The organism is Methylobacterium sp. yr668, assembly GCF_900116245.1.
Classification (GTDB): domain Bacteria; phylum Pseudomonadota; class Alphaproteobacteria; order Rhizobiales; family Beijerinckiaceae; genus Methylobacterium.
In genome coordinates, this window is record NZ_FOZY01000025.1 from 1 (window position 1) to 14,553 (window position 14,553).

The following is a 14,553-nucleotide window of genomic DNA, read 5'->3' on the forward strand; positions in this document are numbered from 1 at the left end:
GACGTCGACCTCGTAGACGCTGCGGCCGATGACGGCGTCGCGGGTGTGGCCGGTCATCTCCAGGAAGCCGAGATTGACCCTGACGTGGCGCAGGTCGGACAGCCGCGTGATCACGGCCGGGGCCGGGTTGGCGTTGAAGGTGCGCTCGAACCGCTCCTCGGCCTCGAACTGGTCGGAGACGTCCTTCAGGATCAGCGCGAGGCAGCTCGGGTTGCCGTCGCGGTCCGTGGCCACGAGGCTGCGCAGCGAGTGCACGAAGTCCATGTCGGGCTTGTCGGCCCGCCGCACCTCGACCACCACGTCGTGGAAGCGCTCGCCAGCGATCACGCGCTCGATCGGGTACTGGTTGGGCGTGATGTGGTTGCGGTAGCGGAGGCAGAAGCGGTCGCGATAGGCGTCGACGGTGGAGCCGAGCTCGTCGAGGCTCTCGGCACCGTGCATCGCCAGGGCGGCCGCGTTGGCGTAGGCGATGGTCTGGTCGGGCTCGACCAGGATCACGCCCTCGCTCAGGCCGGCGATGATCTGCCGGAGTTCATGCCTGTCGACGCCCGCCGTCACAGCTTCCGTACCCCTTCACGCGGTCACTGCCCTGTCGGCAGCGGGGCACAAACGGGTTGCGCACAAGCCGGTTCCCTCATCTAAGTTATTTTCCTGGTATACGCGCACCATTGACGCGGGCGTTTTGAGCCAAAGATAAATGCTCGTAACGCCGAGACGCCGTTCCCGCGCGCTCTCGGCCCCCCTTCCCAGAAGACGTGGCCATGCCGACCGTGCAGGATATTGACCCACTAGTGCGGGGGCCCGCGGAACACGGGGACGTGATCTCCGCACCGGGTGCGACATCATGTGCGGGTCGGCGCGAGAATTTTCCAGAAGTTGCAGAACTTGAGGAAACTTCGCGTCTAAGACGCCTGCTCGACCGCCTGTCAGAGGCCGCGGACGCCGCGGAGGCCGAGGGGCAGGTCCCGGTCGGCTTCGGGGCGGCGCTGGTCGACGCCGTGCCGGACCTGCGCCGCCGCGCGCTGACGCTGACCCGCGACGCCATCGCGGGCGATGTCCAGGGGGACGACCTCGTCCGGCTCACCCTCCTGAAGGCCTGGGAGCGCCGGGCGGCGTTCCGGCCCGGAACCGGGATGCCCGCATGGCTCGACACGTTCCTGCGCAGCCGCCCCGCGGGCGGCCGCGCCGGGCCGACCGGCCTGTCGCGGAACGGCGTGTCTGCCGGGATGGCCCGCTGAGACATGTCGGCGCGTGGCATCCCGCGGAGCCGGTGAGAAACACGGCGTACTGGTAAAAATATCTCATTCCCACGAATGTGTTAGGCCCCATATCGCGGTCGTGGAACGCGCCGTGCGCCGTCGGGCGCCGCCGGGTTCCGCGCCCCTTTTCCGAGGTTGTGCCGGGCGGATGGCCCTCTTGTCCGGCACGGCCGCGAGGCCGGGCGCTCGCGCCGCTCCGGGCGCGCGTCCGGCCCGTTGCCCTTTCACCCCGTGCTCCGGCTCCCGACGCTCCGTCGGGCGACCGCACCGACTGACGGTCCGCGCGCGCGCCGTGCCGCGCGACGGATCCGCCCGGCACGGAGGAATCCCATCCGAGATTCGAGACCATCACTGAGGAGACGATGACCCGACTTCGCGCCGCACGGCTCGCGCCCGCCCTGATCCTGACCGCCTGCACGACCGTCTGCGCCGCGACGGGAGCCTCCGCGGCCAACCGGTTCGACGGGTCATGGTCGGTCATCGCCACCGCGGAGAGCGGGAGCTGCACGGGGCCCTACAGCTATCCCATCGTCATCCGGGACGGGACCGTGGACGACGTCGGCGGCAACGGCGTCGACGCCTCCGGCCGGGCCGGGCCGGACGGCCGGATCACCGGCACGATCCGCAAGGGGCTGGCCAGCGTCTCGGTCACGGGCCGCCTGCGCGGGTCCGCCGGGACCGGCCGCTGGACGCTGTCCGGGCTCGGTGCGTGCGCGGGGCGTTGGACGGCCCGCCGCACCGGCTAGGGAGAGCGGGCGGTCGGCCCCTTTCCGGCCCCTTTCCGGCCGAGGCGCGGCGGTCACACGGTCAGGACGGCCCAGCCGTGGGCCGGAATGGTCACGCGGGCGCCGGTGCTGCCGGCCTCGGCGAGATCGCCGGTGCCGGCCTCGATCGCCCGGGCTTCCGGCACCGGCAGCGTCGCGTCCGCGTCGGCGAGGTTCAGGGCCGTCAGCACCCGCGCGCTCCCGTCGCCCAGCGCGAGCACGATCTGCGCGTTGGCGAGGTGCAGCGCCCGCGCCCGCGCGCGGTGGAGCCCGGCGTGGCGCCGCCGGAGGGCGATCAGGTCCCGGTGCAGCCGGTAGATCGGCCAGCCGTAGGGAGCGAGATCCGCGGGCGTCGGCGGGAAGGCTGGCCGGATGGCGTCGTCGCCGCCGACCCGCTCCTCCTTCACGCCGCGGAAGGCCTGCTCGTCGCCGGCGTAGATCGAGGGCGTCCCGCCGCAGGTCAGCAGGATCGCCATCGCGTGCGGCAGGTGCCGCTCGTCGGTGAGCCGGCTCGCGATGCGCGTCACGTCGTGGTTGCCCACGAAGGTCAGGGGCGCGAACCTGTCGAGAAGGCCGTTGTGCCGGTCCAGGGCGTGGGCCAGCTCGAACAGGTTGCGATCGTTGAGGGCGCTCCAGATCGCCTTCCAGAGCTCGTACTGGGTCACCGAATCCATGCCGGTGTCCTGCACGATGCGGGCGTAGTCGCCGTGGATCACCTCGCCGACGATGTAGGCCTCCGGATGCGCGAGGCGGACCTGCCGCAGCACGCGCGCCCAGAAGCGCGGCGGCACCGCGTAGGCCGCGTCCAGCCGCCAGCCGTCGGCGCCCCGGGCGAGCCAGTGGCCCATGACGGCGGCGACATGGTCGGCGATTCGCGGGTCGTCGTGGTTGAGCGTGACGAGCTGCCGGTGCCCCTCGAAGCAGGCGTAGTCCGGCTCGATGCCCGGGCCGGAGCCCCGCGGCCAGGACAGCCGGAACCAGCCGGCCCGCTCGGATTCGGGCCCGTGCCGCAGGACGTCCTGGAAGGCCGGGTGCGCCCGCCCGACATGGTTGAACACGCCGTCGAGCAGGACGCGGAGGCCGCGGGCCCGGGCCGCCGCGACCAGGGCGTCGAAATCGGCCTCGTCGCCGAGGCGCGGGTCGATGCGGAAATGGTCGACCGTGTCGTAGCCGTGCGTGGAGGCCGCGAAGATCGGCCCGAGCGCCAGCCCGGACGCGCCGAGCTCGACCGCGTAGTCGAGCCAGCCGTGCAGGTGGGCGAGGCGGTGCGTGACCGGTGCGGCCGGATCGGCTTCGTCGGGGGCTCCGACGAAGCCGAGGGGAAAGACCTGCCACCAGACTGCCTGTTCGATCCAGGACGCCACGCGACCTCCTCCGTCTCCGATCGGGACCGAACCCTGCCGCGCCGCGATGGTTGCAGGCTCGCCGCCGGCCCGGACGCGGCCTCGGCTCGCGGCGGGGGATCTCCGGGCAGCCCGGACCGAGACCTGGAGCCAGGCGCGGTCACGGGTCGGGATGTGGGATCGGGCAGGTGGCGCGGGGCGGGAAGAGATCTCCGCGGACCGGCGCTAAGTCCCGGCCGCGCCAGCGCTATCGCTGCGGAACCGGGACGCTGTCTTGTCACCAGGAAAGCCTGGTGGAGCTGAGGGGATTCGAACCCCTGACCTCCGCAGTGCGATTGCGGCGCTCTCCCATCTGAGCTACAGCCCCGTCGAGGCGCCGGCCTTGTAGGCGCGGGCGGCTCAGCCTGTCAATTCCCTGTTTCAACGTCGCCCGCCGCGCGCCGCTCCGGCGCTGGGGTGCGGGCGGCCCGAAGGATACGCGCGGACCCGCATGAACGCCCTGATCTGGCTCTTCGACACGGTCGTCCAGCTTTTCATCTACGTCCTCATCGCAAGCGCGGTTCTCAGCTGGCTCGTCGCGTTCAACGTGGTGAACGTGCGCAACCCGATCGTCGCGCAGATCGGCGAGGTGCTCTACCGGCTGACCGAGCCGGTGCTGCGGCCGATCCGCAACCTGCTGCCCAATCTCGGGGGTGTCGACATCTCGCCGATCATCCTCATCTTGCTGCTGCTGTTCATCAGCCGTCTGCTGCATGAATACGCCGTGCCCGCAGCTTACGTTTACACGCAGTAGGGTCGAACGCCCGTGAAGACGAATCCCGGCCGCTTCTTCGAGGATTTCCGCCTCGGCGAGACCATCCGCCACGCCACCCCGCGCACCGTGACGGTGGGCGACGTGGCGCTGTACACGGGCCTCTACGGGCCGCGCTTCGCCGTGCAGTCGTCGGACGCCTTCGCCCGGGCCATCGGCTACCCGAAGAGCCCACTCGACGACCTGCTCGCCTTCCACATGGTGTTCGGCAAGACCGTCCCGGACGTCTCCCTCAACGCGCTGGCCAATCTCGGCTACGCCGAGGGCGGGTTCCGGCGGCCGGTCTACCCGGGCGAGACGCTCTCCACCGTGTCGGCGGTGATCGGCCTCAAGGAGAGCTCGAACCGGCAGACCGGCGTGGTCTACGTCCGCTCGGTGGGCTCCGACGAGCGCGGCGAGACCGTGCTGAGCTATTGCCGCTGGGTGCTCGTGCGCAAGCGCGACCCCGAGGCGGCGATCGCCGAGGAGCACGTGCCGAGCCTCGCCAAGGTGGTCGACCCGCAGGACCTCGCGGGCGCGCTGCCGAAGCTCTCGGCCGCCGCCTACGACACCGACCTCGCCGGCAGCCCGCACCGCTTCGCGGATTACGCGGTGGGTGAGAAGATCGACCACGTCGACGGCATGACCGTCGAGGAGGCCGAGCACCAGATCGCCACGCGCCTGTTCCAGAACACCGCCAAGGTGCATTTCGACGGGCTGGCCGCCAAGGACACCCGCTTCGGCCGGCGCCTGATCTACGGCGGCCACGTGATCTCGCTGGCGCGGGCGCTGAGCTTCAACGGGCTCGGCAACGCCTTCGCCCTCGCGGGCATCAACGCCGGCCGCCACGTGGCGCCGCTCTTCGCCGGCGACACGGTCTATGCCTGGAGCGAGGTGCTGGCGACCGCCGATGTCGGCCGCGACGATGTCGGGCTCCTGCGCCTGCGCACGGTCGCCACCAAGAACCAGCCCTGCGGCGCCTTCCCGGACCGCGCCGGCGACGGCTACGACCCGGCGGTGATCCTCGACCTCGACTACTGGGCGTTCGTGCCGAAATAGGCGGCCGCGCCCCGGACGGCACCGCTCGGCGAGGCCGGCGGGGGCGCGCCTCAGCGGATCCCGCCGCCGACCACGCCCGCCTCGACCGCGAGCGACAGGCGGTCCGTGACCGCCCACTCGACGCCCACGCCGGCCACCGGCCGGACCGCGATGTCCTGGCGCGCGAACGGCAGCGACCCCGGGGTCGGCCCGACGCGCAGCGTCTGGTGCAGGGCCAGGGCGCCGGTCTTGGCGTAGACCAGCACGTCCGGCGCGACGAGGGTGCCGACCTTCACCTCCAGGGATCCGGCGAAGTCGTTGGAATAGGCGAGCCGCCCGTAGCCCGGCGTGAGGTTGCCGCCGAGGCCGGCGAGATAGTCGAACCCGCCGCTGATGCCGTAGAGAATCGGGCCCTCCTGCCACATCCGGCCGCCCTCGAACCCGAGGGTCGGTCCCGAATAGCTGCCGAGATGACGGGACGTGCTGACCGCGTAGCCGGTCGACAGGCGGGCGTAGGAGCCGGTCCAGCGGCCGTACGCGTCCTCGGGCATCTGCGGCCACGCGAAGGAGGGCAGCGGCGCGAAGCCGATGGACGGCCAGAACAGCGCCTGGGCGGCGGCGGGACCGGCCGGGAGCCAGCAGGCCCCGAGCACGAGGCCGGCCGCGAGGCGGCGGAACGGACGGGAATCGGCGCGTCTGCTCATGCCGCCATCCTACCCGAAGGCACCGGATCGCGACAGGCTTGGCCGTGGTCGCCCGCGGGATCGTGCGCGCCCCGCCCGCCGCTGACCGGGCGCTCAGATTTTTCCGTCGAGGCCCATCTGGTAGTACTTGTGGGTGATCTTGTCCTGGTTCTCGAGGAGCCAGTCGATCGAGGGCTCGTTGGTCATGGCCTTGCGGATGGCCTCGGTCATGCCCCGGCGCTGGATGTCGAACAGCGCCTTGTGGTCGACGTGCTGGGCCTCGATGACGCCCGGGCTGAGCCAGACCGAGCAGATGATGCCGAGGTCGTTGGCCTTGTGTTTGGGGATGTAGCCGGCGCGCACGGCGTCCAGCACGCCGTTGGCGATGGCGAACTGGACGGTGCCCATCAGGATCGAGGTGTACTTGCTCTCGGTGACGCTGACCTTGGACACGCACAGGGTGACCGGGCGGACCATGATGTCGGTGTTGAGCAGGGCGAAGACGCGGCTGTGGCCGACGACCTGATCGCCGGTCAGCGTGGCCAGGGCGGTGCCGACCGGCCCGTCGAGCTCGCCGATGATGACCTCGGGCTCGGAGGCGGTGTTGGGCGGCCCGCCCGCGACCAGGGCCTCGCCGGCCCGCAGGATGATGCGCTCGTTCATGCTGTACCTCGTGGCGGTCGGGCGATCCGGCTCTGCCCGACGGCGCGGCTCCTAACACCGGCCCGCCGCGCCTGTCGACGCGGGCGGGCGCACGCCACCGGCTGCGGCTCCGCGGCGCGGGAGGAGGGGGCGGCCGGAGGGAGGCGGCCGTCGCGGCCGCCCGCCCGGTCAGTCGCGCACGATGACCTTGGTGCCGACGCGGACCCGGTCGTAGAGGTCGGTCACGTCCTTGTTGGTCATGCGGATGCAGCCGGACGAGACCGCCGCGCCCATCGTCTCGGGCTCGTTCGAGCCGTGGATGCGGTAGAGCGACGAGCCGAGATAGAGGGCGCGGGCGCCCAGCGGGTTGTCCTGGCCGCCGGCCATGTACCGCGGCAGGTCGGGGCGGCGGGCCAGCATCTGCTGCGGCGGGCGCCAGTCCGGCCATTCCTTCTTCATGGTGACGGTCTTGGTGCCGGACCACGAGAAGCCCTGCCGCCCGACGCCCACGCCGTAGCGGACCGCCGCGCCGCCGCCGAGCACGTAGTAGAGTCGGCGCTGGCGGGTCGAGACCACGATGGTGCCGGGCTTCTCCTTGCCGGTCCACGCCACCGTCTCGCGCGGGATCGCCTGGCTGCGGAAGATGTTGAGGAAGTCCGCGATCGGACCTCTGTCCAGCGGGTTGGCGGCCGCCGCCGGGGCGCTCCCGAGCAGCAGGCCCGCGAGCCCGAGTAGCGCGATCCGTCTCGCCATGGTCTTCCGTCCTCCGTTCGTCGCGGCGCGGGGACTCGCGGGTCTTCGCGTGTCTTCGCGGATCTCGGCGGGTCTTCGCAGATCTCGGCCGGGCCCGCGCGGAACCCCTGCGCGCATGGGACGAGCCGGCCCGGACTTCACGGCAAGGTTGAGGCCGGCCCGCCGGTATGGCCACTTCCGGGCGCAGCTGTGTGCTGCGCGCAACACTGGGCGGGTGGCGCGACGCCGTGGGTGATTGCGCGCGGCGACAGCCGTGCTTATCTCAGACTCGTGATCCGATCCGCCGCTCTCCTGACCCGCCGCGCCGCGGGCCTGCCGGACCGCCTCGCCCGAGGCCTCGCCGCGCTGGCGCTGCTCGTGCTCGCGACGGCCGCGCTGGTGGCCGCACCCGCGCGGGCCGAGGCCGCGCGCCCGGAGGGCCCGGCCTGCGCCATCGCGAGCCCGCGCCTGACGATCCTGTCCGGCACGCCGGACGCGCAGCCCGAGGCCAAGCGGTCCGAGGCCAAGCGTTCGGTCTTCGGCCGCACCGATCTCTGCGCCGCCGACAGCGAGATCCTCACCGAACTGGGGCTGCCGCGCCCGCCGGTCGACGCGCCGCGCCCCCGTCACACTGTCACCGCATCGTTCGACTACAGGTCCGACAGCGTACCGGCCTCCGCGCCGGACGGTTCGCCGCACCGGCCTCCACGCCGGGCCTGACGCGCGCGCCGGTCTCGCGGCCGGCATGATGGCGCGCCCGTCCTGATCTTCGCCCGACCGGCCTCGTGACCGGTCCCGGGATCTGACTCGACGATGCGCGGGCCCACGCTCCGCGCCAGCCTCAGCAGACGCATGCTTTCAGGAGCGTCGGTAATCGTGACCCGCACTTTGTCCGCCAGAATCCCGTCGTCGTTCCGCGCCTCGGCCCGCGCGACCGCCCTCCTGCCCGCGGCCCTGCTCCTGCTGGGTGTCGCCGCCTGCAACCCGAAGCAGGTCGCCGCGCCGGCCCCGCCGGTGCCGGAGGTCGGGTTCGTCAAGGTGGAGCCCCAGGCGATCCCCTACCTGCGCGACCTGCCGGGCCGCGTCGCGCCGATGCGCATCGCCGAGGTCCGCTCCCGGGTCTCCGGGCTCGTGGTCAAGCGGCTCTTCGAGCAGGGCAGCCAGGTCAAGGAGGGCGACATCCTCTACAAGATCGACCCGGCGCCCTACGAGGTTGAGCTCGCCAGCGCCGAGGCGGCCCTCGCCCGCCAGGAGGCTGCCCTGGTGCTCGCCCGCCAGCAGGCCGACCGGCTCGAGCAGCTGCTCTCCCGCGCCACCGCGAGCCAGGCGCAGTACGACGCCGCCTTCGCGGCCAAGAAGCAGGCGGAGGCCGAGGTGGCCGGCGCCAAGGCGACCCGCGACCGCGCGCAGCTCAACCTCGGCTGGACCGACGTGCGCGCGCCGATCACCGGCCGCATCGGCCGGGCGCTGCTCACCGAGGGCACGCTGATCGAGCCGGGCTCCACGGGCGCGCTCGCCACGATCCAGCAGCTCGACCCGATCTACGTCGACATCACCCAGTCGGTCGGCGAGCTGAACCGCCTGCGCCGGGACCTCGCGAGCGGCGAGCTGGCGCGGCTGGAGGACAACACCGCCAACGTCCACCTGATCATGGATGACGGCTCCCTCTACCCGCTGGCGGGCCGGCTGCTGTTCTCGGACGTCACCGCCGACCCGAGCACCGGCCAGGTGACGCTGCGGGTGCAGTTCCCGAACCCGCACGACGAGCTGTTCCCCGGCATGTACGTGCGGGCGCGGATCAAGCAGGGCATCGATTCCGACGCGATCGCGGTGCCGCAGCAGGCGATCCAGCGCACCGACGACGGCCGCGCCGAGGTCTGGATCGTGCGCGCCGACGAGACCGTGATGCGCCAGCCCGTCGAGGTCGGGCCGGTGGTCGGGCAGAACTGGCTGATCCGCTCGGGCCTCAAGGCCGGCGAGCGCGTCATCATCGACGGCTTCCAGAAGATCACCGTCGGCGCCAAGGTGAAGCCCCTCGACCAGACCCCGGTCCACGGCGAGACCGGACCGAAGCACGACACCGACGAGGCGCCCGACGTGCCGGGCGACAAGGCGGAGGTCACCCCGCGGGCCGCCGCCGTCCAGCAGCGCCACTGAGTCCGGGAGAGCCCGATCATGGCACGCTTCTTCATCGACCGCCCGGTCTTCGCCTGGGTGGTGGCGCTGTTCATCTGCCTCGGCGGCGCGCTCGCCATCCCGAACCTGCCGGTGGCGCAGTACCCGGTGATCGCCCCGCCCTCCATCGCCCTGTCCACGGCCTATCCGGGCGCCTCCGTGGAGAGCCTCTACATCGGCACCACCCGGCTCATCGAGGATGAGCTGAACGGCGCCGCCAACATCATGAGCTTCGAGTCGACCACCGACTCGTTCGGCTCGGTCAACATCACCGCCACCTTCCAGCCCGGCACCGACCCGTCGCTCGCCTCGGTCGAGGTGCAGAACCGGCTGAAGCGCGTGGAGGCGCGCCTCCCGGCCGAGGTGCGCCAGCAGGGCATCCTCGTGGAGGAGGCCTCGGCCGCGACCCTCAACATCATCACCCTGGTCTCCAAGGACGGGTCGATGGACGAGGTCGGCCTCGGCGACTTCCTGATCCGCAACGTCATCAACGAGATCCGCCGCATCCCCGGCGTCGGCCGCGCGACGCTTTACTCGACGGAGCGGTCGCTGCGCGTCTGGGTCGATCCCGACAAGCTGCGCGGCCTCTCGCTCAGCGCCTCGGACGTCACCGACGCGATCCGCAACCAGAACGTCCAGGTCGCCTCCGGCTCGGTCGGCGCGCAGCCGAGCCCGACCCGGCAGGCGCTCACCGTGCCGATCATCGTGAAGGGCCAGCTCGGCACGATCGAGGAGTTCGGCGCCATCGTGCTGCGGGCCAATCCCGACGGCTCGAACGTGCGCCTGCGCGACGTCGCCCGGATCGAGCTCGGCGGCGACGCCTACCAGTTCTCCACGCGCCTCAACGGCGGCCCCGCCGCCGGCATCTCGGTGACGCTCGCCCCGGACGGCAACGCGCTCGAGACCGCCAAGGCGATCCGCGCCAAGATGGTGGAGCTGTCCCAGTTCTTCCCGCCGGACCTGAAGTGGGACATCCCCTACGACATCACCCCGGCGGTGGAGGCCTCCATCGAGAAGGTGCTGCACACGCTGGTCGAGGCGGTGGTGCTGGTCTTCCTCGTGATGTTCCTGTTCCTGCAGAACATCCGCTACACCCTGATCCCCACCATCGTGGTGCCGATCGCCCTCATGGGCACGGTCACGGTGATGTGGATCTCGGGCTTCTCGGTGAACGTGCTCACCATGTTCGGCATGGTGCTGGCCATCGGCATCCTGGTCGACGACGCCATCGTGGTGGTGGAGAACGTCGAGCGGATCATGAACGAGGAGGGGCTGCCCCCCAAGGAGGCCACCAAGAAGGCCATGGGGCAGATCACCGGCGCGATCATCGGCATCACCCTGGTGCTGATCGCCGTGTTCATCCCGATGGCGTTCTTCCCCGGCTCGGTGGGCATCATCTACCGGCAGTTCTCGATCGCGATGGTGACCTCCATCGCCTTCTCGGCGCTGCTCGCCCTGTCGCTGACGCCGGCGCTCTGCGCGACCTTCCTGAAGCCGATCGAGAAGGGGCACGGCCACGCCAAGGGCGGCGTGTTCGGGATGTTCAACCGCTTCGTCGATCGTGAGACCGCCCGCTACGGCCGCGGCACCGCGGCGTTCATCCGGAAGTCCGGCCGGGTGATGCTGGTCTACGTCGCGCTGGTGGCGGGCACGGCCTACGCCTTCGTCAACCTGCCGGAGGGCTTCCTGCCGGTCGAGGACCAGGGCTTCTTCACGGTCGACATCCAGACGCCCCCGGGTGCCTCCTACAACCGCACCCAGGAGGCGGTGCGCAGGGTCGAGGAGCACCTGCTGGCGCAGCCCGGCGTCGCCACCGTGACGATGCTCAACGGCTTCTCGTTCTCGGGGCAGGCCCCGAGCACCAGCCAGGCCTTCGTCACCCTCAAGCCGTGGAGCCAGCGCGACGCCAAGAACTCGGCCGCCGCGCTCGTGGCCGGCACCAACGCGGCCCTCGCCACGTACCGCGACGCCACGGTGGACGCGCAGGAGCCGCCGCCGGTCGACAACCTCGGCAACGCGGCGGGCTTCTCGTTCCGCCTGCAGGACCGGGCCAACCGCGGCTACGCGGCCCTGCTGTCGGCCCAGGAACAGCTCCTGAAGCTGGCCTCGCAGAGCCCGGTTCTCCAGAAGGTGAAGATCGAGGGCCTGCCGCCGACCCCGCAGGCGGAGCTGGTGATCGACCGCGAGAAGGCGGCCGCGCTCGGCGTGAAGTTCGAGGACATCAACAACACGATCCAGCTCAACCTCGGCTCGGTCTACCCGAACGACTTCCCCAACCGGGGCAAGATGCAGCGGGTCTACGTGCAGGCCGAGCAGCTCCAGCGCATGAACGCGTCGGACATCCTCAACTACGCGGTGAAGAACGCCACCAACACGATGGTGCCGATGTCGTCCTTCGCGGAGCTGAAATGGAGCATGGGGCCGAGCCAGATCGTCGGCTTCAACGGCTACCAGTCGGCGCGCTTCACCGGCGAGCCGAACCCCGGCTACACGTCGGGCGACGCCATCGCCGAGATGGAGCGGCTGATGCTGCAGCTGCCGAAGGGCTTCGGCTACGCCTGGACGGGTCAGTCCTACCAGGAGAAGCAGGCGGGCAGCCAGGCGAGCCTGCTGCTCGCCCTGTCGGTGCTGATCGTGTTCCTGTGCCTCGCCGCGCTCTACGAGAGCTGGGCGATCCCGGTCTCGGTGATGCTGGTCATCCCGCTCGGCGTCATCGGCGCGGTGGCGGCCGTGTACCTGCGCGGCATGCCCAACGACGTGTACTTCAAGATCGGGCTGATCACGATCATCGGCCTCTCGGCCAAGAACGCGATCCTGATCGTGGAGTTCGCCAAGGACCTCTGGAAGCCCGGCACCTCGGTGGTGCGGGCCGCGGTCGAGGCGGCGACGCTCCGGTTCCGGCCGATCGTGATGACCTCGCTCGCCTTCATCTTCGGCGTGGTGCCGCTGGCCATCGCCACCGGCGCCGCCTCGAAGAGCCAGCAGGCGATCGGCACCGGCGTGATGGGCGGCATGATCACCGCGACCGTGCTGGCGGTGTTCTTCGTGCCGGTCTTCTTCGTCGTCGTCATGCGCCTGTTCCGGCGCAAGGCGGTGGCGGAGGGCGAGGCGGCGGAGGCCGAGGCGCGGCACGAGCCCGCGCGGGTGGCGGCCGAGTAGGCCGGCGCCGGCCGCGCGTTGCGGCGTCCGGTCGACGTCTTCGCTGGATGCCGCCCGCTCCGTCATCACGAGCGGAGCGACGTGACCCAGGGCAGCGCGCCGTCGCGCGGCGCCGCCCTGGATGGCTTCGGTGCGCTCGCCAAGACGGGGCGCGTCGAAGCCGCGATTCTGTAACGGGGATGAAGCGGGGAAAACGCGCTTCGGAACGCGCTTCGGAAGACACGAGATGTCGCGCCCCCGCGACAGGCTCGGCCCTCGTCTTGTATACAGATGGTCCGATGCTTGCTGACGCCGCGGTGGACACCGCCGGGGCAGCCGGCCGGTGGCGCATTCACGGTCTCGGAGATCCGCTTGTCCCGCTCAGCCCTGAAGACCCTCGCCCGCGGCGTGGCCGCGAGCACGGTCGCGACGTTCGCGTTCGCCGCGCTGCCCGCGCAGGCCGCCAACGTCTTCCGCTTCGCCTTCCAGGGTGACCTGAAATCCCTCGACCCGTACTCCCTCAAGGAGAGCTTCACGGAAGGGATGCAGCAGGCGGCCTACGAGTCCCTCGTCACCCTCGACAAGAACCTGAAATTCGCCCCCGGCCTCGCGGAATCCTGGGAGACGCCCGAGCCGACCCGCTGGCGCTTCCACCTGCGCAAGAACGTGAAGTTCCACGACGGCACGCCCTTCACCGCCGACGACGTGATCTTCTCCGCCCAGCGCGTCCGCGCCCCGGGCTCGAACTTCACCACCAACGTGCCCGCCGACGCCGAGTTCGTGAAGGTCGACGACTTCACCGTCGACATGGTGCTGAAGAAGCCGAACCCGATCGCCATCGCCCAGTTCCCGACCTGGGTGATCATGTCGAAGGCGTGGTCCGAGAAGAACGGCGTCGTGCAGCCGACGCCGCCCAGCGCCACCAGCCCGAGCTACGCCACGCTGCACGAGAACGGGACCGGCCCGTTCGTGATCACCGAGCACCAGCCCGGCGTGAAGACCGTCTTCAAGAAATTCGACGGCTACTGGGGCAAGGTCGAGTCGAACCTCGACGAGGCGGTGCTGACCACCATCGCCAACCCGGCGACCCGCGTCGCCGCGCTCCTCTCCGGCGAGGTCGACTGGATCGACCCGGTGCCGCTGCAGGACCAGCAGCGCGTCAACGCCAGCGGCACCGCCACCGTGATGGCGGGACCTGAGCTGCGCACGATCTTCCTCGGCATGGACCAGGACCGGGACGAGCTGAAGGATTCGAGCGTCAAGGGCAAGAACCCGTTCAAGGACATCAAGGTGCGCGAGGCCTTCTACCTCGCCATCGACGAGGACACGATCGCCAAGCGCGTGATGCGCGGGCAGGCGGTGCCCTCCGCGCTGATGATTGCCCCGGCCCTCTACGACCGCGGCGCCGAGTTCAAGCGCCCGGCCACCGACCTCAAGAAGGCCAAGGAGCTGATGGCCCAGGCCGGCTACCCGGACGGGTTCTCGCTGACCATGGACTGCCCGAACGACCGCTACGTCAACGACGAGGCGATCTGCCAGGCGGTGGTCTCGATGCTTGCCCGCATCAACGTCAAGGTGAACCTGAACGCCCAGCCGAAGGCCAAGTACTTCGCCAAGGTGCTGGCGCCGGCCTACGACACCTCGTTCTACCTGCTGGGCTGGACCCCGTCCTCGCTGGACAGCCACAACATCCTCTACGAGATCGTCGGCTGCCGGAAGCCCGGCGACAAGTCGGGCCGGGGCAGCTGGAACCTCGCCGGCTACTGCGACCCGAAGATCGACGCGATCGCCGACAAGGTCGAATCCGAGACCGACAAGACCAAGCGCGACGCCCTGATCAAGGAGGGCTTCGACGTCCTCAACGCCGACTGGGGCTACATCCCGCTGCACCAGCAGGCGCTGGCCTGGGGCGTCTCCAAGAAGGTCCACCTGACGCAGCGCGCCGACAACCTGCTGCTGCTCTACTGGGTGTCGAAGGACCCGCAGTAG

At 70.8% G+C, this 14,553-nt stretch carries 13 protein-coding genes and 1 tRNA gene; 8 read left to right on the top strand and 6 right to left on the bottom strand.

Annotated features, from left to right (window positions below):
• A partial coding sequence (locus BM419_RS23810; protein WP_139257099.1) for a PAS domain-containing protein occupies positions 1-558 on the bottom strand: 558 nt, incomplete at its 3' end.
• A 260-nt stretch (positions 559-818) separates the two neighbouring features.
• On the opposite strand from BM419_RS23810, the gene BM419_RS23815 reads away from it, so the two are divergent.
• Together BM419_RS23815 and BM419_RS23820 are read left to right on the top strand one after the other, a co-directional pair.
• Positions 819-1,238: an RNA polymerase subunit sigma-70 gene (locus tag BM419_RS23815; RefSeq protein WP_244540840.1), complete on the top strand. Its 420-nt coding sequence runs from the start codon at positions 819-821 to the stop codon at positions 1,236-1,238.
• Positions 1,239-1,621: 383 nt separating this feature from the next.
• A complete protein-coding gene (locus BM419_RS23820; protein WP_020096299.1) occupies positions 1,622-2,005 on the top strand; it encodes a hypothetical protein in 384 nt (127 codons plus the stop codon).
• A 53-nt stretch (positions 2,006-2,058) separates the two neighbouring features.
• Here BM419_RS23820 and BM419_RS23825 read toward each other — a convergent pair whose 3' ends face one another.
• Together BM419_RS23825 and BM419_RS23830 are read right to left on the bottom strand one after the other, a co-directional pair.
• Positions 2,059-3,387: an alpha-amylase family glycosyl hydrolase gene (locus tag BM419_RS23825; protein ID WP_091927853.1), complete on the bottom strand. Its 1,329-nt coding sequence runs from the start codon at positions 3,385-3,387 to the stop codon at positions 2,059-2,061.
• A 270-nt stretch (positions 3,388-3,657) separates the two neighbouring features.
• Positions 3,658-3,733 (bottom strand) — tRNA-Ala (locus BM419_RS23830).
• Positions 3,734-3,856: 123 nt separating this feature from the next.
• Here BM419_RS23830 and BM419_RS23835 point away from each other — a divergent pair.
• Together BM419_RS23835 and BM419_RS23840 are read left to right on the top strand one after the other, a co-directional pair.
• On the top strand, positions 3,857-4,159 hold the full coding sequence (locus tag BM419_RS23835; RefSeq protein ID WP_020091350.1) for a YggT family protein: 303 nt from the start codon (positions 3,857-3,859) through the stop codon (positions 4,157-4,159).
• 12 nt (positions 4,160-4,171) lie between these two features.
• A complete protein-coding gene (locus tag BM419_RS23840) occupies positions 4,172-5,215 on the top strand; it encodes a MaoC family dehydratase (protein WP_091927854.1) in 1,044 nt (347 codons plus the stop codon).
• Between the two features lie 50 nt (positions 5,216-5,265).
• Here BM419_RS23840 and BM419_RS23845 read toward each other — a convergent pair whose 3' ends face one another.
• From BM419_RS23845 to BM419_RS23855, 3 genes are all read right to left on the bottom strand, one after another.
• A complete protein-coding gene (locus BM419_RS23845) occupies positions 5,266-5,898 on the bottom strand; it encodes an outer membrane protein (protein WP_091927855.1) in 633 nt (210 codons plus the stop codon).
• A gap of 93 nt (positions 5,899-5,991) precedes the next feature.
• Positions 5,992-6,540, bottom strand: coding sequence for a formaldehyde-activating enzyme (locus BM419_RS23850; protein WP_012321386.1), 549 nt, complete (start codon positions 6,538-6,540; stop codon positions 5,992-5,994).
• 168 nt (positions 6,541-6,708) lie between these two features.
• Positions 6,709-7,272 (bottom strand): L,D-transpeptidase, encoded by a 564-nt coding sequence (locus BM419_RS23855; protein ID WP_020091347.1) that lies wholly within the window; start codon positions 7,270-7,272, stop codon positions 6,709-6,711.
• A 270-nt stretch (positions 7,273-7,542) separates the two neighbouring features.
• Between BM419_RS23855 and BM419_RS23860 the strand changes: the two genes are divergently transcribed.
• From BM419_RS23860 to BM419_RS23875, 4 genes are all read left to right on the top strand, one after another.
• Positions 7,543-7,971: a hypothetical protein gene (locus BM419_RS23860; RefSeq protein WP_056524471.1), complete on the top strand. Its 429-nt coding sequence runs from the start codon at positions 7,543-7,545 to the stop codon at positions 7,969-7,971.
• A 156-nt stretch (positions 7,972-8,127) separates the two neighbouring features.
• The gene (locus tag BM419_RS23865) at positions 8,128-9,408 is read left to right on the top strand and encodes an efflux RND transporter periplasmic adaptor subunit (RefSeq protein ID WP_026604651.1); all 1,281 of its coding nucleotides are present in this window, start codon (positions 8,128-8,130) and stop codon (positions 9,406-9,408) included.
• 18 nt (positions 9,409-9,426) lie between these two features.
• Positions 9,427-12,585: a multidrug efflux RND transporter permease subunit gene (locus BM419_RS23870; protein WP_091927856.1), complete on the top strand. Its 3,159-nt coding sequence runs from the start codon at positions 9,427-9,429 to the stop codon at positions 12,583-12,585.
• Between the two features lie 351 nt (positions 12,586-12,936).
• Positions 12,937-14,553, top strand: coding sequence for an ABC transporter substrate-binding protein (locus tag BM419_RS23875; RefSeq protein ID WP_042672016.1), 1,617 nt, complete (start codon positions 12,937-12,939; stop codon positions 14,551-14,553).

Excerpts from the sequence above, each read along its gene's own strand:
- BM419_RS23855 (WP_020091347.1), bottom strand. The coding sequence starts at position 7,272 with ATGGCGAGACGGATCGCGCTACTCGGGCTCGCGGGCCTGCTGCTCGGG.
- BM419_RS23835 (WP_020091350.1), top strand. The coding sequence starts at position 3,857 with ATGAACGCCCTGATCTGGCTCTTCGACACGGTCGTCCAGCTTTTCATC.
- BM419_RS23820 (WP_020096299.1), top strand. The coding sequence starts at position 1,622 with ATGACCCGACTTCGCGCCGCACGGCTCGCGCCCGCCCTGATCCTGACC.
- BM419_RS23870 (WP_091927856.1), top strand. The coding sequence starts at position 9,427 with ATGGCACGCTTCTTCATCGACCGCCCGGTCTTCGCCTGGGTGGTGGCG.
- BM419_RS23845 (WP_091927855.1), bottom strand. The coding sequence starts at position 5,898 with ATGAGCAGACGCGCCGATTCCCGTCCGTTCCGCCGCCTCGCGGCCGGC.
- BM419_RS23850 (WP_012321386.1), bottom strand. The coding sequence starts at position 6,540 with ATGAACGAGCGCATCATCCTGCGGGCCGGCGAGGCCCTGGTCGCGGGC.